At 63.3% G+C, this 20,075-nt stretch carries 18 protein-coding genes; 13 read left to right on the top strand and 5 right to left on the bottom strand.

Features of this window, described 5'->3' with window-relative positions; translation table 11 throughout:
- Positions 1–18: 18 nt before the first annotated feature.
- The 7 genes from AO692_RS23660 (at position 19) to AO692_RS23630 (ending at position 6,471) form a co-directional block, all read left to right on the top strand.
- On the top strand, positions 19–669 hold the full coding sequence (locus AO692_RS23660) for an XRE family transcriptional regulator (RefSeq protein WP_152979948.1): 651 nt from the start codon (positions 19–21) through the stop codon (positions 667–669).
- 157 nt (positions 670–826) lie between these two features.
- Positions 827–1,909, top strand: a complete 1,083-nt coding sequence (locus AO692_RS23655) for an extracellular solute-binding protein (protein ID WP_244483465.1) — start codon at positions 827–829, stop codon at positions 1,907–1,909.
- Between the two features lie 4 nt (positions 1,910–1,913).
- Positions 1,914–2,777, top strand: a complete 864-nt coding sequence (locus AO692_RS23650) for an ABC transporter permease (RefSeq protein ID WP_054312520.1) — start codon at positions 1,914–1,916, stop codon at positions 2,775–2,777.
- Entirely contained in the window at positions 2,777–3,574 is a 798-nt protein-coding gene (locus AO692_RS23645) for an ABC transporter permease (RefSeq protein ID WP_054312519.1), read from the top strand. Before AO692_RS23650 ends, AO692_RS23645 begins: the two co-directional genes overlap by 1 nt.
- On the top strand, positions 3,571–4,686 hold the full coding sequence (locus AO692_RS23640) for an ABC transporter ATP-binding protein (RefSeq protein ID WP_054312518.1): 1,116 nt from the start codon (positions 3,571–3,573) through the stop codon (positions 4,684–4,686). Before AO692_RS23645 ends, AO692_RS23640 begins: the two co-directional genes overlap by 4 nt.
- A gap of 23 nt (positions 4,687–4,709) precedes the next feature.
- Positions 4,710–6,095 (top strand): FAD-binding oxidoreductase, encoded by a 1,386-nt coding sequence (locus AO692_RS23635; RefSeq protein ID WP_054312517.1) that lies wholly within the window; start codon positions 4,710–4,712, stop codon positions 6,093–6,095.
- Positions 6,096–6,114: 19 nt separating this feature from the next.
- Positions 6,115–6,471 carry a cupin domain-containing protein gene (locus tag AO692_RS23630; protein ID WP_348271476.1) on the top strand — a complete coding sequence of 119 codons (357 nt, stop codon included), beginning with the start codon at positions 6,115–6,117 and terminating at the stop codon, positions 6,469–6,471.
- A 110-nt stretch (positions 6,472–6,581) separates the two neighbouring features.
- Here the strand turns inward: AO692_RS23630 and ilvD are convergent, their stop codons facing one another.
- Positions 6,582–8,417 carry a dihydroxy-acid dehydratase gene (ilvD, locus tag AO692_RS23625; RefSeq protein ID WP_054312516.1) on the bottom strand — a complete coding sequence of 612 codons (1,836 nt, stop codon included), beginning with the start codon at positions 8,415–8,417 and terminating at the stop codon, positions 6,582–6,584.
- 283 nt (positions 8,418–8,700) lie between these two features.
- Here ilvD and AO692_RS23620 point away from each other — a divergent pair, with 283 nt between their 5' ends.
- Complete coding sequence (locus tag AO692_RS23620; RefSeq protein WP_054312515.1) at positions 8,701–9,177, top strand: VOC family protein; 477 nt, start codon at positions 8,701–8,703, stop codon at positions 9,175–9,177.
- Between the two features lie 118 nt (positions 9,178–9,295).
- Here AO692_RS23620 and AO692_RS23615 read toward each other — a convergent pair whose 3' ends face one another.
- Both AO692_RS23615 and AO692_RS23610 read right to left on the bottom strand, forming a co-directional pair.
- A complete protein-coding gene (locus AO692_RS23615) occupies positions 9,296–12,385 on the bottom strand; it encodes an efflux RND transporter permease subunit (protein WP_054312514.1) in 3,090 nt (1,029 codons plus the stop codon).
- Positions 12,382–13,578 carry an efflux RND transporter periplasmic adaptor subunit gene (locus AO692_RS23610; RefSeq protein WP_054312513.1) on the bottom strand — a complete coding sequence of 399 codons (1,197 nt, stop codon included), beginning with the start codon at positions 13,576–13,578 and terminating at the stop codon, positions 12,382–12,384. Before AO692_RS23610 ends, AO692_RS23615 begins: the two co-directional genes overlap by 4 nt.
- A 152-nt stretch (positions 13,579–13,730) precedes the next feature.
- Between AO692_RS23610 and AO692_RS23605 the strand changes: the two genes are divergently transcribed.
- Complete coding sequence (locus AO692_RS23605) at positions 13,731–14,300, top strand: TetR/AcrR family transcriptional regulator (protein ID WP_054312512.1); 570 nt, start codon at positions 13,731–13,733, stop codon at positions 14,298–14,300.
- A gap of 19 nt (positions 14,301–14,319) precedes the next feature.
- On the opposite strand, the gene AO692_RS23600 is transcribed toward AO692_RS23605, so the two are convergent.
- Positions 14,320–15,720, bottom strand: a complete 1,401-nt coding sequence (locus tag AO692_RS23600; RefSeq protein ID WP_054312511.1) for a HAMP domain-containing sensor histidine kinase — start codon at positions 15,718–15,720, stop codon at positions 14,320–14,322.
- Positions 15,717–16,391 carry a response regulator transcription factor gene (locus AO692_RS23595; protein ID WP_054312510.1) on the bottom strand — a complete coding sequence of 225 codons (675 nt, stop codon included), beginning with the start codon at positions 16,389–16,391 and terminating at the stop codon, positions 15,717–15,719. Before AO692_RS23595 ends, AO692_RS23600 begins: the two co-directional genes overlap by 4 nt.
- A 205-nt stretch (positions 16,392–16,596) precedes the next feature.
- Between AO692_RS23595 and AO692_RS23590 the strand changes: the two genes are divergently transcribed.
- From AO692_RS23590 to AO692_RS23575, 4 genes are all read left to right on the top strand, one after another.
- Positions 16,597–17,196 (top strand): rRNA adenine N-6-methyltransferase family protein, encoded by a 600-nt coding sequence (locus AO692_RS23590; RefSeq protein WP_054312657.1) that lies wholly within the window; start codon positions 16,597–16,599, stop codon positions 17,194–17,196.
- A complete protein-coding gene (locus AO692_RS23585) occupies positions 17,193–17,810 on the top strand; it encodes a DedA family protein (RefSeq protein ID WP_054312509.1) in 618 nt (205 codons plus the stop codon). Before AO692_RS23590 ends, AO692_RS23585 begins: the two co-directional genes overlap by 4 nt.
- Before the next feature lie 39 nt (positions 17,811–17,849).
- The gene (locus tag AO692_RS23580) at positions 17,850–18,761 is read left to right on the top strand and encodes a LysR substrate-binding domain-containing protein (protein ID WP_054312508.1); all 912 of its coding nucleotides are present in this window, start codon (positions 17,850–17,852) and stop codon (positions 18,759–18,761) included.
- 142 nt (positions 18,762–18,903) lie between these two features.
- On the top strand, positions 18,904–20,064 hold the full coding sequence (locus tag AO692_RS23575) for an ABC transporter substrate-binding protein (protein ID WP_054312507.1): 1,161 nt from the start codon (positions 18,904–18,906) through the stop codon (positions 20,062–20,064).
- Positions 20,065–20,075 lie beyond the last annotated feature (11 nt).

Genomic DNA, 20,075 nt, shown 5'->3' with positions numbered 1-20,075 from the left:
TTCAGTGGAGTTCACGACATGACGATTGTCGCATCTTCGTTGAAGCATGCCTCCGACGAGACCTCGCCTGAACAGGCCGGGCCCGAAACGACATTGCTTGGCCAGCGTCTCAAGGACCTGAGGCTGCGGCGACGGCTCTCGCTCCGCCAGCTCGCAGACAAGACCGGCACCAGCGCGAGCTTTATCAGCCAGCTCGAACGCGGGCTGACAGGTGCCAGCACCGCCTCGCTCAACCAGATCTCGGCAGCACTCGGTGTCACCGTCGCCGCGCTTTTCGAAGAACCGGCCATGCCTTCACCCGAGGGTGTACTGCGTCGCAGTCAGCGGCCTGCCATCCCGACCAGCTACGGCTGCCGCAAAACGCTTCTGTCCCGCCGCCCTGCCACCGAGATGGAAGTCTATGTCGGTGAATTCGAGATTGGCGGTTCCACCGGTCCCGACCTCTACACCCATGGCGATGCCCACGAGATGCTGGTGGTGACGCGTGGCGTTGTCGAGGTCAGCCTCGGCGACAGCCGCCACGTGCTCGAAGAGGGCGACAGCATCGAATACGCGACCTCCACGCCCCATCGAACCGAGAACATCGGCAATGGCCGGGCCGAAGTGATGTGGATCATCGCGCCCCCGACATCCGGAGGCGAGGAGCTCGATCAATACGTCAGCTGGTAACCGCTCGCGGCCAGCGACGCTTCACAGAACGTGAGCCAATGGGAGAATGACGATGACCATCTTACGCTCCAGACTGGAGCAATTCCAGGAAAAGTGTGCAGCGGTTTTCCGTCCGGAATTGCGTAAAAACAAAGAGTTAGAGTGTTCCCGCGTTTCCGTGAAAAACGGAAACGCTCTAGCAACGATCAGCGCTCTTGCAGTGCTGGGTCTTGCCACGACGACAGGTGCCTTTGCGCAGGAGAAACCGGTAGCCGGCGCGGTTGCCGAGGGCTCACTCAAGGACAAGACGCTGACCTTTGCCTCCTTTGGCGGCATCTTCCAGGACGGACAGATCGCGGCCCTTAAGGAATTCGTCGACAAATCAGGCGTGAAGCTGCTGAGCGACGGCCCGACCGAGATCGCCAAGGTGCAGGCGCAGGTCGAATCGAAGAATGTGACCTGGGATGTCGTCGATACCGCCGACTTCCCGCCCTACGTCCATTGCGGGACGCTGTTCCAGAAACTCGACTTCACCAAGATCGACACGTCGAAGATCCCGCAGGGCCAGGTCAGCGACTGCTCCGTGCCGGCGATGAACTACGGTGTCGTGCTGATGTACAACACCGAGAAATACAAGGATAACCCGCCCAAGAACTGGGTCGATTTCTTCGATACGGAAAAGTTCCCGGGTGTGCGCGGCATCGATGGTTCCGGCGACTTCACCGGCGGCCTTCTCGAACAGGCTTTCCGCGCCACAGGCGGCGATCCGAAGGCGATGACAAAGGACGATATCGCCACCGCGATCAAGAAGGTCCACGACCTGGGTGGCGACACCATCTACTGGAAGACCGGTGCCGAATCCCAGCAGCTCGCCGAATCCGGCGAAGCCGACATGCTCATGATGTGGACCGGCCGCGCCATGACAGCGGTGAAGAACGGCGCCAAATACACGCCGGCCTGGCAGGACTGGCTCGTCGTCATGGATCAGTTGACGATCCCCGTCGGCGCCAAGGATCCGGATGCGTCCCACGCGCTGATCAACGCCTATCTCGGCAAGAGCGCGCAGGAGATCCTGACAAAGGAGACTTCCTACACGCCGATCAACAGCGAGGCCAAGCCCGTCGTCGACGACTCGGTAGCCGCCTTCCTGACCAATACGCCGGAGCGCCAGGGCCAGGGCTACCAGCAGAACATCAAGTTCTGGGTCGAGAACTTCAAGGATGCCTCCGAGCAGTGGGCTGCCATGATGGCCGGCGGCTGATCCGATGAGCGCGAGCGACGCCCCGTCCGAAAGGGCAGCTTCATCCCGCCGCTCCTGGGGCCCGCTCGCGCTGGCTTTGCCGGCGCTCGTCCTGCTCGTCGCCGTCATCGGTTATCCGCTGGCGACGATTGTTCTGAGAAGCTTCGCCGAACCCCAATGGGGTTTGCAGAACTACAGCTGGTTCTTCAGCACGCCGGTCAATCTCATCGTGCTGCAGCGCACCTTCACCATCTCGGCCTGGGTCACGGTCGTCTGCATAGTCTGTGCCTACCCTTTCGCCTATGCCATGACCGCTGTCGGTCCCAAGGTCCGATTGCTGCTCACGCTCTGCGTGCTCATCCCGTTCTGGGTCAGTGGCGTGGTGCGCACGCTGTCCTGGGTCATCCTCCTGCAGGATTCCGGGGTCATCAATTCCCTGTTGCGCTCGGTCGGTCTTGATGGCGTCAGATTGATCCGTACCCAGACCGGCGTCATCATCGGCATGGCGCAGGTGCTGCTGCCCTTCATGGTGCTGCCGCTCTATTCGGTCATGAAAGGCATCGACCTGCGCCTCGTCCAGGCGGCACGCAGCCTCGGTGCCGGTCCGGTCCGCGCCTTCTTCACCGTCTACCTGCCGCTGTCGCTGCCCGGCGTCTATGCCGGTGCGATCATCGTCTTCATCCTGGCGCTGGGCTTCTACATCACACCCGCTTTGCTCGGAGGGCCGCGCTCGACCATGCTGTCGACGCTGGTCCAGAACCAGGTGCTCAGCCTGCTGCAATGGGGACGCGGCGGCGCCATGGGCGTGGTGCTGCTCGTTGCCACCTTCATCCTTCTGGCGCTGGCAGGTCCGCTGATGCGCCAGAAGCACAAGCAGGGCGCGCGCTGATGACGATGCATCCACTCACCCGCGTCCTGCTGGGGCTGGCCTGCATCCTCGTCGGCCTCTGGCTGGTCGCGCCGACACTGGTCGTGGTGCCCATGTCCTTCAACGAGAACAAGTCGCTGGCTTTCCCGCCGCAGGGCTTCTCCTGGCAATGGTACCAGAATTTCGCCACCAATCCGGAATGGTCGACGAGCTTCTTCAATTCGCTGAAGGTCGCCACGGTCGTGGCCATCCTCGCCACCGTCCTCGGCACGCTCGCAGCCTTCGGGCTCGACCGTATGCGGGCCCGGCCCGCGGGGCTGCTGCGCATGCTGTTGCTGACGCCCATGGTCGTGCCGGGTGTCGTGCTGGCGATCGGCATCTATGCCGTCTACCTCGATGCGCGGCTTGTCGGCACCATGACCGGCTTCGTGCTCGCTCATACGATCCTGGCTTTGCCTTTTGTGCTGATCGCCGTGCAGGCCAGCCTCGAAGTCTTCGACAAGCGCCTGGAAACCGCCGCCGCAAGCCTCGGCGCCGGCCGTATCGCCACCTTCCGCACGGTGACGCTTCCGCTGATCGCACCCGGTATCCTGTCCGGCCTGCTCTTCGCCTTCGTGACGTCCTTCGACGAGATCATCGTCTCGCTGTTCATCACCAGCCCCTATATGAAGACGCTGCCGGTGCAGATCTTCACTTCGATCACGCGCGATGCGGATCCGACGGTCGCCGCCGTCGGTACGATCCTGCTTTGCGCCACCACCATCCTGATCGGCGGCGGCCTGCTGCTGCTCGGACGCGACAGAAGGAGCAGCCTGTGAGCGAGACCGGCAAACAGCGCGGCGCAGCGATCGACCTGAGCGCGGTCAGCAAGGCCTATGGCAGCTTCCGGGCGCTGGACGACATCTCGCTCCATGTCGAGCCTGGCGAGTTCATGACGCTGCTCGGCCCTTCCGGCTCCGGCAAGACGACGACACTCAACGTGATCGCCGGCTTTACCGAGGTCACCTCAGGCAGCCTGCAGGTGGGTGGCCGCAGCGTGGTCGGCGTGCCGGCGCACAAGCGCAATATCGGCGTCGTCTTCCAGCACTACGCGCTCTTCCCGCACATGACGGTCGGCCGCAATGTCGCCTATCCGCTGAGCCTGCGCGGCATTGCGAAGACCGAGCGTGAAGCCCGCGTGAAGCGGGCGCTCGATATGGTGCGGATGGCGGATTTCGCTCACCGTTACCCCAGCGAACTGTCGGGCGGGCAGCAGCAGCGCGTCGCACTCGCCCGCGCCATCGTCTTCGACCCGCCGCTGCTTCTCATGGACGAGCCGCTCGGCGCGCTCGACAAGAAGCTGCGCGAATGGCTGCAGCTGGAGATCAAGCGTATCCACCGCGAGCTCGGCACCACCTTCGTCTATGTCACGCACGACCAGGAAGAGGCGCTCGTGCTGTCCGATCGCATAGCCGTCTTCAATCGCGGCAAGATCGAGCAGGTGGGCACCGGACGCGACCTCTACGATGCGCCAGCGACGCTTTTCGTCGGCCGTTTCATCGGGGATTCCACCGTGCTGCGCGGCCAGTCGCGCGGCGACGGCTCGAGCACCGCGCTGGATATCGCCGGCGAGACCGTGACGGCACCGCACAAGCATGCGGGCGGCAGTCCGCCGGTCATGCTCCTGCGCCCGGAGAAACTCGCCATCCGCCGGCCCGGCCTCGACCGGCGCGACGGCGACAACCGGCTTTCCGGCACGATATCGGAAGCGATCTATCTCGGTTCCGGCTCGAAATACGAGGTCAGGCTGCGCGACGGCTCGACGGCCATCGTGCGATCGACCTTGACCGACGAGAGCTTCGCGATCGGCGACGCGGTCGATCTCTGCTTCCGTGGCGAGGACGCCAAGCTCCTCGCCGACGACAGCACGGCCGACACCTCTCTCACCTGAACGAACCCTGGAAGACCTTCACCATGCATGCTGAACGCAACGGCGACATCTCGTTCTGGTATGCCGACATAGGCGGCCGGCCAGCGCCGCGGCCGCCCATGCCGGGCAATCTCGAGGTCGACGTCGCGATCGTCGGCGCCGGCTATACCGGGCTCTGGACGGCGTACTATCTCAAGCAGGCGAAGCCCGACCTTTCCATCGCCATCCTGGAACGCGAATTCGCCGGCTTTGGCGCCTCGGGGCGCAACGGCGGCTGGCTTTCCGGCGGCTTCGGCTGGTCGCGGGAGAAATATCTGAAGACATCCACCCGTGAAAGCGTGATCGCCATGCAGAAGGCGATGGCCGGCACCGTCGACGAGGTCATCCGCGTGACGGACAAGGAAGGCATCGACGCCGACATCCGACGCACCGGCAACCTGACCGTCGCAACCAACGGTCCGCAGCTGGAGCGAGCCAAATCCGAATTTGAAGAAACGCGGTCCTGGGACTTCAACCCTTCCAGGCTGGAATGGCTCGATGCGGCCCAGGCGAAAGCACGCATCAACATACACAATGTGCTCGGCGGCTATGTCATCAACGGTCAGGCGCGCGTGCAGCCGGCAAAACTGGTGCGCGGCCTGGCGGAGGCGGTCGAACGGCTGGGTGTCGCGATCTACGAGCAGACCACCGTCACGGACATCGAACCGGGTGTCGTTTCGACCAATCGCGGCACGGTGAAAGCCCGGACCATCATTCGCGCGACCGAAGGGTTCAGCGCCGGCCTGCCTGGGCAGGAGCGCACCTGGCTCGCGCTCAACAGCGCGCAGATCGTCACCGAGCCGGTGCCGGACGAGCTCTGGGAAAAGATCGGCTGGGCCGGCCACGAGCTCCTCGGCGACGCCGCCCACGCCTATTGTTATGCGCAACGCACCCGCGAAGGCCGCATCACTATGGGTGGGCGTGGCGTGCCGTATCGTTATGGTTCTGCAACGGATGTGAATGGACAGACCCAGCAGGCGACCATCGACAAGCTGCACGCCATCCTGAAGCGCCTGCTGCCGCAGGCCGCCCATCTGCGCATCGACCATGCCTGGTGCGGCGTATTGGGCGTCCCGCGCGACTGGTGCACCACGGTCGGCCTCGATCCGAAGACGCGGATCGGCTGGGCTGGCGGCTATGTGGGCCTGGGCGTGTCGAGTTCAAACCTGTCCGGCCGCACGCTGACCGACCTCATCCTCGGTCGCGATACCGAACTTGTGCGTCTGCCCTGGGTCAATCGTCAGGTGCGCAAGTGGGAGCCCGAGCCGTTGCGGTGGCTTGGGGTCCATTCCATGTACCAGCTCTACCGCATCGCCGACGAGCGCGAGGAGCGCGGTTTGCAGCATTCCTCCCGGCTGGCGGCGATCGCCGACCGCATCACGGGACACTGAGTTTTCACGAACGTTGGGAATGAGCATGATCGATCTGGAGACTTTCAAAAGCCTCGCCGGTGTCGAACTGGGTACGCCGGTGCCCAAGCTGACCTCCATCGAGGGCAACCAGATGGAGGCGGCGACGTCGCTGTGGAGTTCGCCGGACGGCAGGCTGGACGTCGGGGTCTGGGAATGCACGCCGGGCCGTTTCACCGCCGACCGCTCGGATTCGACGGAGATCTGTCACATCGTCTCGGGCAAGGCCGAGATGCGGGACCATCAAGGGCAGTCACGCATCCTCGGTCCGGGCGACCTGCTGGTGTTGCCGAAAGGCTGGAAGGGCGAGTGGCGGATCATCGAGACGACCCGCAAGCTTTATCTGATGCAGACATAGAGCCTTTCCGTTTTCACGGAGACGGGAAACGCTCTCTTTGTTTTTACGAAATTCCGGACGGAAAACCGTCCCGGGCGATCGGATCGCCCGGGAAATGCTGTTGGTAGCGCTTATTCCGGCACGTGGCGGACCGCGCCCTTGTCGGCGCTGAGCGCAAAGGCAGCGTAGGCGCGCAGCGCCGGCGTCACATTGCGCTTGCGCTTCTCGGCAGGCTGCCAGCCCTTGGCGTCCTGCTCCTTGCGGCGCGCCGCCAGTTCCTCGTCGCTGACCAGAAGATTGATGGTGCGGCCGGGGATGTCGATGGCGATCTGGTCGCCTTCGCGCACCAGGCCGATGGCGCCGCCGGTCGCCGCTTCCGGCGAGGCGTGCCCGATCGACAGGCCGGACGTGCCGCCGGAGAAGCGCCCGTCGGTTAACAGCGCGCAGGCCTTGCCGAGCCCCTTCGACTTCAGATAGCTGGTCGGATAGAGCATTTCCTGCATGCCGGGCCCGCCCTTCGGGCCTTCATAGCGGATCACCACCACGTCGCCGGCCTGCACCTCGTTGCCGAGGATGGCCTTCACCGCCGCGTCCTGGCTCTCATAGACCTTGGCCGGGCCGGTGAACTTCAGGATCGAATCGTCCACGCCGGCGGTCTTCACCACGCAGCCGTCGAGCGCGATGTTGCCTTTCAGCACGGCGAGGCCGCCATCCTTCGAGAAGGCGTGTTCAGCGGAGCGGATGACACCCTTTTCGCGGTCGAGGTCGAGCTCGTCCCAGCGGCGGTCCTGGCTGAAGGCGACCTGGGTCGGCACTCCCCCGGGCGCGGCCATGTAGAACTTGCGCACGTTTTCGGCGGTGGTGCGGGAGATGTCCCAGCGATCAAGCGCTTCGCCGATCGTTTCTGTATGCACGGTCGGCTGGTTGCGATTGATCAGTCCGGCTTTGTCGAGCTGGCCAAGGATGGCCATGATGCCGCCGGCACGGTGCACGTCTTCCATGTGCACGTCCGCCTTGGCGGGCGCGACCTTGGAAAGCACCGGAACCTTGCGCGACAGCTGGTCGATATCGTCCATGGTGAAGTCGATGCCGCCTTCCAATGCGGCGGCGAGGATGTGCAGCACGGTATTGGTCGAACCGCCCATGGCGATGTCCAGCGCCATCGCATTCTCGAAGGCCGGCTTGGCGGCGATGTTGCGCGGCAGCACGCTTTCGTCGTCCTGCTCGTAGTAGCGTTGGGCAAGATCGACGACGAGATGGCCGGCCTCGACGAACAGCCGCTTGCGGTCGGCATGCGTGGCGAGCGTCGAACCATTGCCCGGCAGCGAAAGGCCGAGCGCTTCGGTCAGGCAGTTCATCGAATTGGCGGTGAACATGCCCGAGCATGAGCCGCAGGTCGGGCAGGCGGAGCGCTCGATGACCTGGACTTCCTCATCGGAAACCTTGTCGTCGGCGGCGGCCACCATGGCGTCGATCAGGTCGACGGCGGTCACCTTGTCCTTCCACACCACCTTGCCGGCTTCCATCGGGCCGCCGGAGACGAACACGGCCGGGATGTTCAGCCGCATCGCCGCCATCAGCATGCCGGGCGTGATCTTGTCGCAATTGGAGATGCAGACCATGGCATCGGCACAGTGCGCATTGACCATGTATTCGACGCTGTCGGCGATGATTTCGCGGCTCGGCAGCGAATAGAGCATGCCGTCATGGCCCATCGCGATACCGTCGTCGACGGCGATCGTGTTGAATTCCTTGGCCACGCCGCCGGCTGCCTCGATTTCGCGGGCGACCAGTTGGCCGAGGTCCTTGAGATGCACATGGCCTGGCACGAACTGGGTGAAGGAGTTCACCACCGCGATAATCGGCTTGCCGAAATCCGAGTCCTTCATGCCGGTGGCGCGCCACAGGCCGCGGGCGCCGGCCATGTTGCGGCCATGAGTGGTGGTTCGGGAGCGATAGGCTGGCATGGGTACTGTCCTTGATGCCTGTACGGCACGTTCCTGTGCGATAAACGTAGATAGGAAGCTGGCGTTATATACGCCATGATCCAGTCTGGCCACGGTTTTGCGACAAAGCCGACTTCACGGAAATGCGACCCCAATAGGGCTGCCCTTTGCAGAAAAGTTCCAGGCGCCTGTCGGATCGCAGCGACCAAGCCCGTCCTTGATGTGACGGTGGCGTATTTCGGCCTTTGAGTCGCACCCAGAGCCGCCGCAAAATATTCGAAACGGGACCTCTCAGGAGAAGATCATGCAGAAGATCACCGCTTGCCTCTGGTTCGAAAACAACGATGCCGAGGACGCGATCAAATTCTATTCGTCCATTTTCAAGAATTCGAAGATCGTCAGCGAAACGCGCTGGGGCAAGGATGGCCATGGCCCCGAGGGCAGCTTGCTGGTCGCCGATTTCGAACTGGACGGCATGCGCTTCCAGGCGCTGAACGGCGGTCCGCACGCGACCTTCAACGATGCGATTTCGCTGAGTATCGACTGCAAGGACCAGGAAGAAGTCGATCACTACTGGAACAGACTGACCGCCGATGGCGGCAAGGAGGTCCAGTGCGGCTGGCTGAAGGACAAGTACGGCATTTCCTGGCAAGTGGTGCCCGACATGCTGCCCAAGCTGCTGAAGGACAAGGATCAGGCGAAGGCAGGCCGCGTGATGCAGGCGATGATGAAGATGGTGAAGATCGACATCGCCGCGCTGGAGGCGGCGGCCAGAGGCTGATGTGTTTTCCCTTCTCCCACAAGGGGAGAAGGGGCGTCGCGCCTGCAGCGATTTCCCCCCAAACAAAAAGGGGCGCCGGATTGCTCCGGCGCCCTGTCTTTTTGTGTTTGCCCGTCGCTTATTCCGCGGGCGCCGGCACTGCCGTCCCCGGCTGTTGCTCGGGAGCGTGGCCCCGATGCGCCAGGAATGTGTAGAACATCGGCACCACGAACAGCGTGAAGCAGGTGCCCACCAGGATACCGGTGAAGATCACCAGACCCATGGAGAAGCGGGCGGCGGCACCCGCACCCTGGGCGGTGATCAGCGGCACCACGCCCAGCGCCATGGCGGCGGTGGTCATCAGGATCGGGCGCAGGCGGACCTTTGCCGAGGCTACGATGGCCTCCCGGATCGACAGGCCGTGTTCTTCGCGCTGCTGATTGGCGAACTCCACCAGGAGAATACCGTGCTTGGTGATGAGGCCGATCAGCGTGATTAGTCCCACCTGTGTGTAGATGTTCAGCGTGGCCCCGGCGATACCGCCGTTGATCAGGTTCAGCGGCAGGATGGCGCCGAAGATCGACAGCGGCACCGACATCATGATGATGAGCGGGTCGCGGAAGCTCTCGAACTGCGCCGCCAGCACCAGGTAGATCACGATGATCGCGGCCACGAAGGCGATGATGATCGTGTTGCCCTGCTCCTTCTCCTGCCGCGACTGGCCGGTGTAGTCGATGAAGAAACCGTCGGGCATGCTCGCCTTGGCGATATCCTCGATCGTCTTCAGGCCGTCGCCGGTGGTCACGCCCGGCATCGGCAGCGCCGTGATCGTCGACGAGTTCAACTGGTTGAACTGCTCGATCGCTGCCGGCGATGCGTTGGTATCGATCTTCACCACCGAGGTCAGCGGCACCATCTCATCCGTCACGCTGCGTACGAAATAGTCGCCGAGCTTTGCCGGGTTGTCGCGATAGATGATCGGCACCTGCGGGATGATCTTGTAGGCGTTGGAGTCGCGGTCGAACTTGGCCACCTCGTTGCCACCGACCAGCAGCGTCAGCGTGCGGCCGATGTCGCTGATCGGGATGTTGAGCGCGGCGGCACGATCGCGATCGATGGTGATCGAGGTCTGTGGCGCGTTGTACGACATCGAGTTCTGCACGACGATGAAGCGGCCGGAAGCCTGCGCCTTCTGCTTGATCTCCTCAGCCACTTCGAACACCTTCGAGGACTCGCCCGTCGAACGGACGACGAGGCCGACCGGCAGGCCGCCACCGGAACCCGGCAATGTCGGCGGCGCGAACACGAAGGCTTCCACGCCGGCAACCTTCTTCAGGCGTTCCGTGATGTCGGCCTGGAGTTCCTTCGACGAGCGTACGCGATCGGCCCAGTCCTTGAAGGCGAAGCCGACGAAGGCGCTGTTGGTGGCGCTGCCGAAGGCAACTGCCGAGAACAGCGCGCGTGTTTCCGGAATGTCCTTAACCAGGTCGAGCATCTGGTTGACGTATTTCTCGGTATAGTCCGAGGTCGCGTATTGCGGACCGGTGACGATCGAGAGCAGGAAGCCCTGATCTTCTTCCGGCGCCAGTTCGCTCGAGGTCTTGGTGAACATGAAACCCGTCACCCCGACCAGGGCGATGACGATCAGCAGCGTCACCCAGCGTGCCTGGAGCGACCGGTGGACCAGCCGCTCATAGACGTTTTCGACACGCGTGAAGGTGCCGTCCACGATCCTCTGGAACCGGCTGTGCGAGCCGGCCGTGAGAAGCCGCGCCGACATCATCGGCGTGATCGTCACGGCGACGAGGCCGGAGATGACCACAGCGCCGGCCAGCGTCACCGCGAATTCGCGGAACAGCGAACCGGTCAGGCCGCCGGTGAAGGCGAGCGGCGCAAACACAGCCGCCAGCGTGATCGTCATGGCCACGACAGCCGAGAAGATTTCGCGCATGCCGGCAAACGCGGCCTGCATCGGCGTCATGCCTTCCTCGATGTGGCGGTGGATGTTCTCCACGACCACGATCGCGTCATCGACCACCAGGCCGATCGCCAGAACCATGGCGAGCAGCGAGAGCAGGTTGATCGAGTAGCCCATGAAATAGAGGATGAAGCAGACGCCGATCAGCGACAGCGGGATCGTGATGATCGGCATCAGCACCGAACGGAACGAACCGAGGAACAGCAGGATGACCACCACGACGATGGCAACGGCCTCGCCGATGGTCTTGAACACTTCCTCGATCGAGGCGCTGATCTGCTCCGTGGAGTCGTAGACGACCTCGATCGTCATGCCTTTCGGCAGCGTGTCCTGGATGACCGGCACCAGCTTCTGGATGGCTTCCGCCGTCGTCAGCGGATTGGCTGCCGGCGTCGGGAAGATGGCCAGGAAGGTGCCCGGCTTGCCGTTGAAGGTCACGCGTGTGTCGGTGTTTTCCGCACCCAGCTCGACGCGCGCCACGTCGCGCAGGCGAACGACATTGCCGTCGACCGACCGGATCGGCAGGGCCGAGAAGGCTTCCGGCGTCTGCAGGGTCGAACGCACGGTGATCGACGAGATCACATATTCGTTCTCGGTCTTGCCCGGAGCCGACAGGAAGTTCGAATTGTTGATCGCCGTCACCACCTCCGCTGCGGTGACGCCGCGCGAGGCCAGCCTGACCGGGTCGATCCACACGCGCATCGAATATTGCTGGGCGCCGAAGATCTTGACGTCGGCGACGCCTTCGACCGTGGTGATGCGCGGCCGCACGACACGCTCGATGTATTCGGTCAGCTGCTCCTTCGTCATGTTCGGATTCTGCATCGAGATGTACATCATCGCGAACGAGTCGCCGGTGCCCTTGACGATCACCGGGTCCTTGGCTTCCGAAGGCAGGTCGCCGCGCACGCCCTGCACCTTGGACAGGACTTCAGCCAGCGCGACGTCCGGATTGGAGCCGAGCTTCATGTTGACCGTCACGGTGCTGGCAGAAGGCGCACTGGAAGACGTGACGTAGTCGATGTTTTCCGTCGAGGCGACGGCGCGCGCGATCGGGGCCGAAATGAAGCCCTGGATCAGGTCGGCGCTGGCGCCGGGATAAGCGGTCGTGACCGTGATCGCGGTTTCCTCGACCTTCGGATACTGGCGGATCGCCAGATTGAAGATGCCTTGGATACCCACGAGCAGGATCATGGCGCCGAGCACCGTCGACAGGACGGGTCGTTTGATGAAGAGGTCAGAGAAACTCATTGGGCGGAAGCCTTCTGCTCTGCCGGCTTGCTGGGGTCGACCGTGTTGTCGATCTTCACCAGCGCGCCGTTGCTCAACCGATTCTGTCCGGCGGTGACAACCTGATCGTCGGCCTTGACGCCCTCGACGATCTCGGCGACGCCGCCAAAGCGACGGCCGACCTTGACGAAGACCTGGTTGGCGACAAGCTGTGGGCCTTCTGCCGGCTTCTGCTCGGCAGCACCGTCGGCTGGCTTGGCGCCCTCGGCGGGCTTTGCTTCACCTTCCTTCGGCTTGGCCGGAGTGACGGTGTAGACATAGTCGCCGTAGAGGCTGGTGGTCAGCGCGGTCTGCGGAACGGTGATGACATTGTCTTCCTTCGGCAGCTCGACGCGCACCTGCACGAACTGACCGGGGCTCAGGCGCCCTTCCGGATTGTCGATGCGGGCGCGTACCGAAACCAGGCGGCTGCTCGGGTCGATCTTGGGGTCGATGCCGGTGACCACGCCCTTGAACGACATGTCGTCGGAGGTCGGGCCGAAGGTGACGGGCTGGCCGACCTTCAATTTCTCGAGCTGCTGCTCAGGAATGGTGAAGTCGACGCGCATCGTCTCCAAGTCCTGCAGGGTGACGATGGCGTTGCCGGGCGCGACATACTGGCCGAGCTCGATCTTCGGAATACCGGCGACGCCACCGAACGGTGCCTTGAGCAGCTTGAGGTCCGCCTGGGCCTGCGCCTTGGCAACCTGGGCGACCGAAGTCTCGGCATTGGCATTGGCGGTATCCAGCGCAGCCTCGGTGCCGACACCGGTCTTGCGCAGCGCCTGGGCGCGCGCCAGCGCCTGCTGATCGAGCGTTGCCTTGGTCTTGGCCGCGATCAGGTCGGCCTGTTCCACCGCATCGTCCAGACGCACCAGCAACTGGCCGTTCTCGACCTTGTCGTTGGCCTTGAACAGGATCTCCTTGACCACGCCCGACGTTTCCATCGTCAGGTTGACACCCATCGAGGCGCCGACGGTGCCGATGGCCTCGATGCCCGGTGTCCAGGTGGTCGGCTCGATCTTCTTGGCCGAGACCGTCAGCACGTTCGCCGGCATGTTGGCGAAGAACCCGGCGATCATCTTGTCGCGGAAGAAGTTGAACCAGATGATGCCGCCGGCCACCGCGGCCACGAGGACAAGCAAAATGAAACGAATGATAAAGCGCTTGATCATGGGATCCCTCAGACGGCGCGTGGCAATGACAATTGAATCAAAATAGCCGGGTGTGTTTTGTACGAAACCCCGGCTGTGATTTTTTCGACGCCTTACTGTACCGTCTGGACGGTCTTGTCAATTGGGTCTAGTGTGTCTTATAGGCGACAGAGATGAAGAAACCACGAGCAAACTCACGCGACAAAATCCTGGCAGCCGCTGCCGATGTGGCGCGTGAGTCGGGACCGGGCAATTTGTCGCTGGATGCCGTGGCACAACGCGCCGGCGTCTCCAAGGGCGGCCTTCTCTACAATTTTCCAACCAAGGCAAAGCTGATGCAGGCACTGGTCGAGCATCACCTGCAGGAGTTCCAGGAAGCGCTGGAAACGGCCAGGCGGGACTGTGCCCAGGGCAATCTCCTGGCGGCCTATGTGAAACTCTCCGCGAAGAAGTTCGAGGAAGACCAGCCGCCTTCCGCCTGGATTTTCTCGGCGATCGCCGAGAATCCGGATTTCCTCGCGCCCATCCGCATCTTCCAGCGTGAGCTGTTCGACCGGTTGAAAGCGGAAACCCCCGATTTCAAGGCTCTGCTTCTCACCTATTTCGCGGTCGAAGGCATGCGCAGCGCCAGCCTGTTCGATTTCCAGGTCCTTTCGGAACAGGAGCGCCAGTCGCTGGTTTCCTCGCTCCTGTCGGTGGCCAGGGGCAACCTGACGCCGGTTCCTGCCCCCGCCCTCAACTAGGCGTATCGGCACCTCCACTTCAACATGCTCCCCGCGACGTCGCGGCTCCCTTCTGCCGTTCTGGAAACGTCATCCTGAACAGCGCGCCCGGAAAGCCGTCCAGCACCTCGATGCGGCCGCCATGCAGTTGCATGATCTCCTGCACCAGGTTGAGGCCGAGCCCGGCGCCATGGTCATGCGGACGCAGGCGATAGAATGGCTGGAAGATCTTCTTGCGTTCGTCCTCGGGCACGCCTTCGCCTTCGTCCAGGATTTCGATGGCCGCCGGCCTGAAGACGCTGATGGTGATCCTGCCGCGATTGCCGCCATGTTCGATGGCGTTCTGAACGAGGCTGGTCACTGCACGTTCTATCGAGGCGCGATCGCCGGTAGCTGCCAGCTTCTCGACGGCAGGCTCGAAAGCCATTTCATAGCCGGATGAAAAGGCGATCGGCGCCATGTCGACGACGACGCTGCGGGCGATTTCAACGAGATCGACCTTCGTGAAGCGATCGACCTGGCGCCCAAGCCGCTGCAGGTCGAGCAACTGGTCGGTCAGTGTGGAAAGCCTGGCGGCGTCGCGCAGCACGCGCGCGCGTTCCGGCGTTGGCGGCAGGGAAGCGACGCGGGTGTTGAGGATGGCAACCGGGGTGCGCAGCTCATGCGCGGCATCGGTAAGGAAGCGGCGGTGGCGCTCATAGCCATTGTCCAGCCGCACCAGTGCCTCGTTCACGGCATTGACCAGCGGCGTCACCTCCATCGGCACGCCCTTGAGGGGCAACTGCACGCCGCGCTTGTCGATGTCGATCTGTCCGGCTTCGCTGGCCGCCGCCCCGAGGCCACGCAGGGCGCCACGCACGACCCAGGGCGTCACGAACAGTGTCGCCAGCGCCATGACGCCGGCCACCGGCAGGATGACGACCAGGAAGAAGTCCCAGGCGGCAAATGCCAGGCGGCTCCATGAAAGCCGGCCTTCGGTGCCGGCCAGGATCTGCACCGCTCCCGCCCCGGTGTTGTCTTCCCACACCACGATGCCCGCGGGCCGGTCGACCTTCCCCATCTTCCATGAGAAGCGGGCCTCGCTGATGTTGTCGAGCTGGCTTGCGAATGGGGCGAGTGCCGGCGGGATCGTACCTTCCTTCAGCACATTGCCCTGCTTGTCGCGCACGACATACCAGAGGCCTTTTTCCGTTCGGCGCAACTCTTCGAGTTCACGCGTCGGCTTGAGCGCCAGCTTGCCGCCGGCATCGCGGGTCAGCGCGTCCTTGATCACGTCGGCGGTGCCGCCTTCATAGTCGTTCATGCTGGCCACGCCGAACCAGATGAGGGCGACGATCAGCAGGGGGACGAGCAGCGTGATCAGGATACCCTGAAGCAGCGCTATGCGCAGCACCAGGCTCCATTTCAGCGAGCGGGGGCGGCGGGGCTTACGGAAGATCATGAGGTTTCGCGCAGGAGGTAGCCGACACCGCGCACCCCGTTGATCGTCACCCCGACGCCGGCCTCGGCCAGTTTGCGGCGCAGGCGCGAGACGTGCGTGTCGAGGGCGTTGGACTGGATTTCGTCGTCGAGGCCGAACACCGCCTCCATCAGGGATTCGCGCTGCACCATGCGGCCCATGCGCCGCATCAGCGCCTCCAGCACCAGCAATTCGCGTCTCGGCAAGGCCATCGGCTCGCCGCGGATGCTGGCCTCGCGGTGGCCGACGTCGAAGGCGAGGTCGCCGGCGCGGATCACCTGGGAATGCACCGTCGCCGGCCTGCGCAGCAACGCGCGCAGCCTGGCCATCAGTTCCTCGAAGGCAAAGGGCTTGGCCAGATAATCGTCGGCGCCGACATTCAGCCCGTCGACCTTGTCGGCGGTGTCGCCGCGCGCCGTCAGGACGAGCACGGGCGTAGCACTGCCTCCGGCCCGCAGCTTGGTCACCAGGGAAAGCCCGTCGCCGTCGGGCAGCTGGCGGTCCAGCAGGATCGCGTCGTAGCTGTCGGTCGCCACGAAGTCTTCAGCCTCGAGAAGCGAGGCGGCATGGTCGGTGACCATGTCGTGGCGCTTGAGCGCCACGCGCAGCGCCGAAGCCATTTCCTGTTCATCCTCGACCAGAAGGATACGCATTGTCGTCTCTTGTCATGGAGCTCGTCACGGCGGGCTACGATCTCAACATTGCGTAAACATGGCAAAACGATGTGAGTGTCCAGAACGCGTTTTTCATACCGGAGCGCCAATTTCCGCAATGTTTATGCAATCCAGCGGCAGCAAACAGCGCTGCATCGGCTGGCGTTCGATTCGCCGGCAGTTCGATTTCGGATCGAGGATTGATATGCACACCAACGACGCTTTCTCCTTTCTGATGGCCTGGGCGGCGGCGCCATTCAGGATCGGATCGGTCGCGCCTTCGGGCTCTACCCTGGCTGGGCTCATGACCCGCGAGATCGGTCCGGATACCGGTCCCGTGCTGGAACTTGGACCCGGTACCGGCCCCTTCACGCGGGCCCTGATCGAGCGCGGCGTGCGCGAACAGGATCTGACTTTGGTCGAGGCCGACAGCGATTTCGCCGCCATGCTCACCAAGCGCTTCCCTGCGGCGCGCATCTTCGAAATGGACGCTACCGGCTTGCGCCACCTGGCGCTCTACAACGGGCCTGTGGTGGGTGCCGCTGTCAGCGGCCTGCCGTTCCGGCTGATCTCGCCGCGCCGCACGCGATTGATCCTGGAAGGCGTTTTCGCCAATTTGCGGCCAGGTGCCTCTCTTTATCAGTTCACGCTTGGCCTGCGCTGCCCGATCGACCAGAGCATGCTCGACCAGCTCGATCTGAAGGCCAGCCGTGTCGGCCATACGCTGCGCAATTTCCCGCCGGCCACGGTCTACCGCATCAGCCGCATTCCGATCGTCAAGTCATACGACTGGCGTTACGCGTGACCGGATCACTGCAAGTCGTCCTGGGTTCCGGACTTCTCGGCGTGTTTTGTGTCGCGTCGGTCGAGAAGATCTTTCCGGCGCCGCCGTCACACATCGTGCTGCTGTTTCTCGGCATGACGGCGGCGCCGGGTCTCGATCGGCTGGAGTTGCTGCTGGCGATCACCGTCGCCGGGTCCACCCTGGGCTCGCTGTTCTGGTACATGATGGGCCGCCGCCTCGGCGAGGAGCGTGCCGAGGCGCTGGTCGGCCGGTTCGGCAGATATGTCTTTCTGCCGCTTGCAACCTATCGCAGGCTGGCCGAAGCCTATCGCCGCAGGGCTTTTGCTGCTTCGCTGGTGGCGCAGCTCATTCCAACGGTGCGCAATTATCTCGGCATCGGTGCCGGTGCGCTGCGGCTGGCCATCCTGCCTTTCGCCTCGGCTACGCTGCTCGGCGCGATGATCTGGAATTCGTCGTTCCTGCTCATCGGCTATCTGCTGCGCGGTGGCGACCACAACCTGGTTTCCATTGGCTTCCGCATCATCGCCATCGTCGTGCTGGTGGAAGTGACGTTCTTCCTGCTCCTGCGCTATCGGTCTGTGCGCCGCCGGCGAGCGGAACTGGCCGGCGGCTGACGGCTTTTCTTCCCGCCTGCGCCGGTGTTTATTCAGCACATGGCATTCACGCTCAGGCAGCTCCAGTTCTTCGTCGCCGTCGCGGACCAGGGCTCCGTCTCGCGGGCCGCGCAGAAACTGTCCATTTCGCAATCTTCCGTCACCGAAGCGGTCAAGGAGCTGGAGAGCGACCTTGGCGTCGAGCTGTTCGAGCGCCATTCACGCGGCCTCAACATCACGCACAAGGGACACCAGTTCCTGCGCCACGCAACCAAGATCCTGTCCGACGTGTCGGATGCGCGCCGCACCTTCCTGGGCGAGCAGGAACAGACCAAGGGCCGTCTGCAGCTCGGCGTCACTTCGCTGGTTGCGGGTTATGTCCTGTCCGACATCCTGGCGCGTTATCGCCGCGCCTATCCCAGCGTCGATATTTCGGCGATCGAGGACAATGGCGATTATCTCGAACACCTTTTGGTCGGCGGCAAGCTCGACGTCGCGGTGATGGTGATTTCGAACCTGCGCGACCGCACCGCGCTGCAATCGGAAATCCTCGAGGTCTCGGCCTATCGCCTGTGGATGCCGCTCGGGCATCGCCTGACCGGTGCCGATATCATCGGCGTCGGCGACATCGTCAGCGAACCGCTGATCATGCTGACCATCGACGAGATCGAGGAGAACACCGGCAAGCTTCTGGCCGCGATCGGCGCCAGACCGCATGTCGCTTTCCGCACCCGTTCTGTGGAGGCCGTGCGCAGTCTCGTCGCCACCGGCGCGGGCGTGGCCCTGCTGCCGGACCTGATCTATCGCCCATGGTCGCTGGAAGGCGATCGTATTGAATCGCGTGATGTTTCCGGCTCGCTGCCCGTGGTCCAGGTCGGCATGGTCTGGCGCCGCGGCTCGGCCTTGGCACAGCCGGCGCGCGACTTCATCGGCATCGCGCAATCGCAGCGCACAATCCGGCAGCGGCAATAGTCGGGGGAAGGTCATAAGCTATCGGAAAAACCGATATCGCCTTTCTGATAAATGAATTTGCGAAAGCGGCTTTTTCAAGACACCTTCCATTGCAGGGAGCGAAGCCGCCGTCAGAGCGCGGCCCCTGAGATGGGAGACGACGATGAATTCTTTCCTCAAATCATGCACTGCCCTGACGATCGCGCTGACCTTTGCCGGTCAGGCCGTGGCGCAGGAAGCCTTGAAGGAAGTCGGCAAGGGCGAAGGCCAGCTCAACATCATCGCCTGGCCGGGCTACATCGAACGCGGCGAAACCGACAAGGCCTATGACTGGGTCTCGGACTTCGAGAAGAAGTCGGGCTGCAAGGTCAACGTCAAGACCGCCAACACCTCCGACGAAATGGTTTCGCTGATGAACGAGGGCGGTTTCGACCTCGTCACCGCCTCCGGCGACGCTTCGCTGCGCCTCGTTGCCGGCAAGCGCGTGCAGCCCATCAACACCGACCTTATCCCGAGCTGGAAGACGGTCGACGACCGCATCAAGGATGCACCCTGGTTCACGGTTGATGGCAAGCACTATGGCGTGCCCTACCAATGGGGCCCGAACGTGTTGATGTACAATACCAACGTCTTCAAGGAAGCGCCGAAGAGCTGGAATGTCGTCTTCGAGGAGCAGACGCTTTCCGACGGCAAGTCCAACAAAGGCCGCGTCCAGGCTTATGACGGCCCCATCCATATCGCCGACGCCGCCAACTACCTGATGGCGCACAAGCCCGACCTTGGCATCAAGAGCCCGTACGAGCTGACCGAGGATCAGTACAAGGCTGCGCTCGACCTGCTGCGCGTGCAGCGCACTCTGGTCGGCCGTTACTGGCATGACGCCGCCATCCAGGTCGATGACTTCCGCAACGAAGGCGTCGTCGCCTCGGGTTCGTGGCCGTTCCAGGTGAATACGCTGGTTGCCGCCAAGCAGCCGGTCGCCTCGACCATCCCGGAAGAGGGCGCCACCGGCTGGGCCGACACCACCATGATGGAGGCCGACGCCGCCAATCCGAACTGCGCCTATATGTGGCTCGAACACTCGCTTTCGCCGAAGGTGCAGGGTGATGTCTCGGCCTGGTTCGGTTCTCTCCCCGTCGTGCCGGCCGCCTGCAAGGGCAATGAATTGCTGACTGACGAAGGCTGCAAGACCAACGGCTACGACCAGTTCGAGAAGATCAAGTTCTGGCGCACCCCGACTTCGAAATGCGCCAGCCAGAATGACCAGTGCGTGCCTTACTATCGCTGGGTCTCGGACTACATCGGCGTCATCGGCGGGCGTTGATCTCCCTCCCT

The sequence above is a fragment of the Mesorhizobium sp. 1M-11 genome, assembly GCF_001303895.1.
GTDB lineage: Bacteria > Pseudomonadota > Alphaproteobacteria > Rhizobiales > Rhizobiaceae > Mesorhizobium.
The sequence above is the reverse complement of the archived record's forward strand: the minus strand, read 5'-3'. Positions and strand labels throughout refer to the sequence as shown.

Coding starts and splice junctions, on each gene's coding strand:
- AO692_RS23660 (WP_152979948.1), top strand. CDS start 19: ATGACGATTGTCGCATCTTCGTTGAAGCATGCCTCCGACGAGACCTCG.
- AO692_RS23650 (WP_054312520.1), top strand. CDS start 1,914: ATGAGCGCGAGCGACGCCCCGTCCGAAAGGGCAGCTTCATCCCGCCGC.
- AO692_RS23645 (WP_054312519.1), top strand. CDS start 2,777: ATGACGATGCATCCACTCACCCGCGTCCTGCTGGGGCTGGCCTGCATC.
- AO692_RS23635 (WP_054312517.1), top strand. CDS start 4,710: ATGCATGCTGAACGCAACGGCGACATCTCGTTCTGGTATGCCGACATA.
- AO692_RS23630 (WP_348271476.1), top strand. CDS start 6,115: ATGAGCATGATCGATCTGGAGACTTTCAAAAGCCTCGCCGGTGTCGAA.
- ilvD (WP_054312516.1), bottom strand. CDS start 8,417: ATGCCAGCCTATCGCTCCCGAACCACCACTCATGGCCGCAACATGGCC.
- AO692_RS23620 (WP_054312515.1), top strand. CDS start 8,701: ATGCAGAAGATCACCGCTTGCCTCTGGTTCGAAAACAACGATGCCGAG.
- AO692_RS23615 (WP_054312514.1), bottom strand. CDS start 12,385: ATGAGTTTCTCTGACCTCTTCATCAAACGACCCGTCCTGTCGACGGTG.
- AO692_RS23610 (WP_054312513.1), bottom strand. CDS start 13,578: ATGATCAAGCGCTTTATCATTCGTTTCATTTTGCTTGTCCTCGTGGCC.
- AO692_RS23605 (WP_054312512.1), top strand. CDS start 13,731: ATGAAGAAACCACGAGCAAACTCACGCGACAAAATCCTGGCAGCCGCT.
- AO692_RS23600 (WP_054312511.1), bottom strand. CDS start 15,720: ATGATCTTCCGTAAGCCCCGCCGCCCCCGCTCGCTGAAATGGAGCCTG.
- AO692_RS23595 (WP_054312510.1), bottom strand. CDS start 16,391: ATGCGTATCCTTCTGGTCGAGGATGAACAGGAAATGGCTTCGGCGCTG.
- AO692_RS23590 (WP_054312657.1), top strand. CDS start 16,597: ATGCACACCAACGACGCTTTCTCCTTTCTGATGGCCTGGGCGGCGGCG.
- AO692_RS23580 (WP_054312508.1), top strand. CDS start 17,850: ATGGCATTCACGCTCAGGCAGCTCCAGTTCTTCGTCGCCGTCGCGGAC.
- AO692_RS23575 (WP_054312507.1), top strand. CDS start 18,904: ATGAATTCTTTCCTCAAATCATGCACTGCCCTGACGATCGCGCTGACC.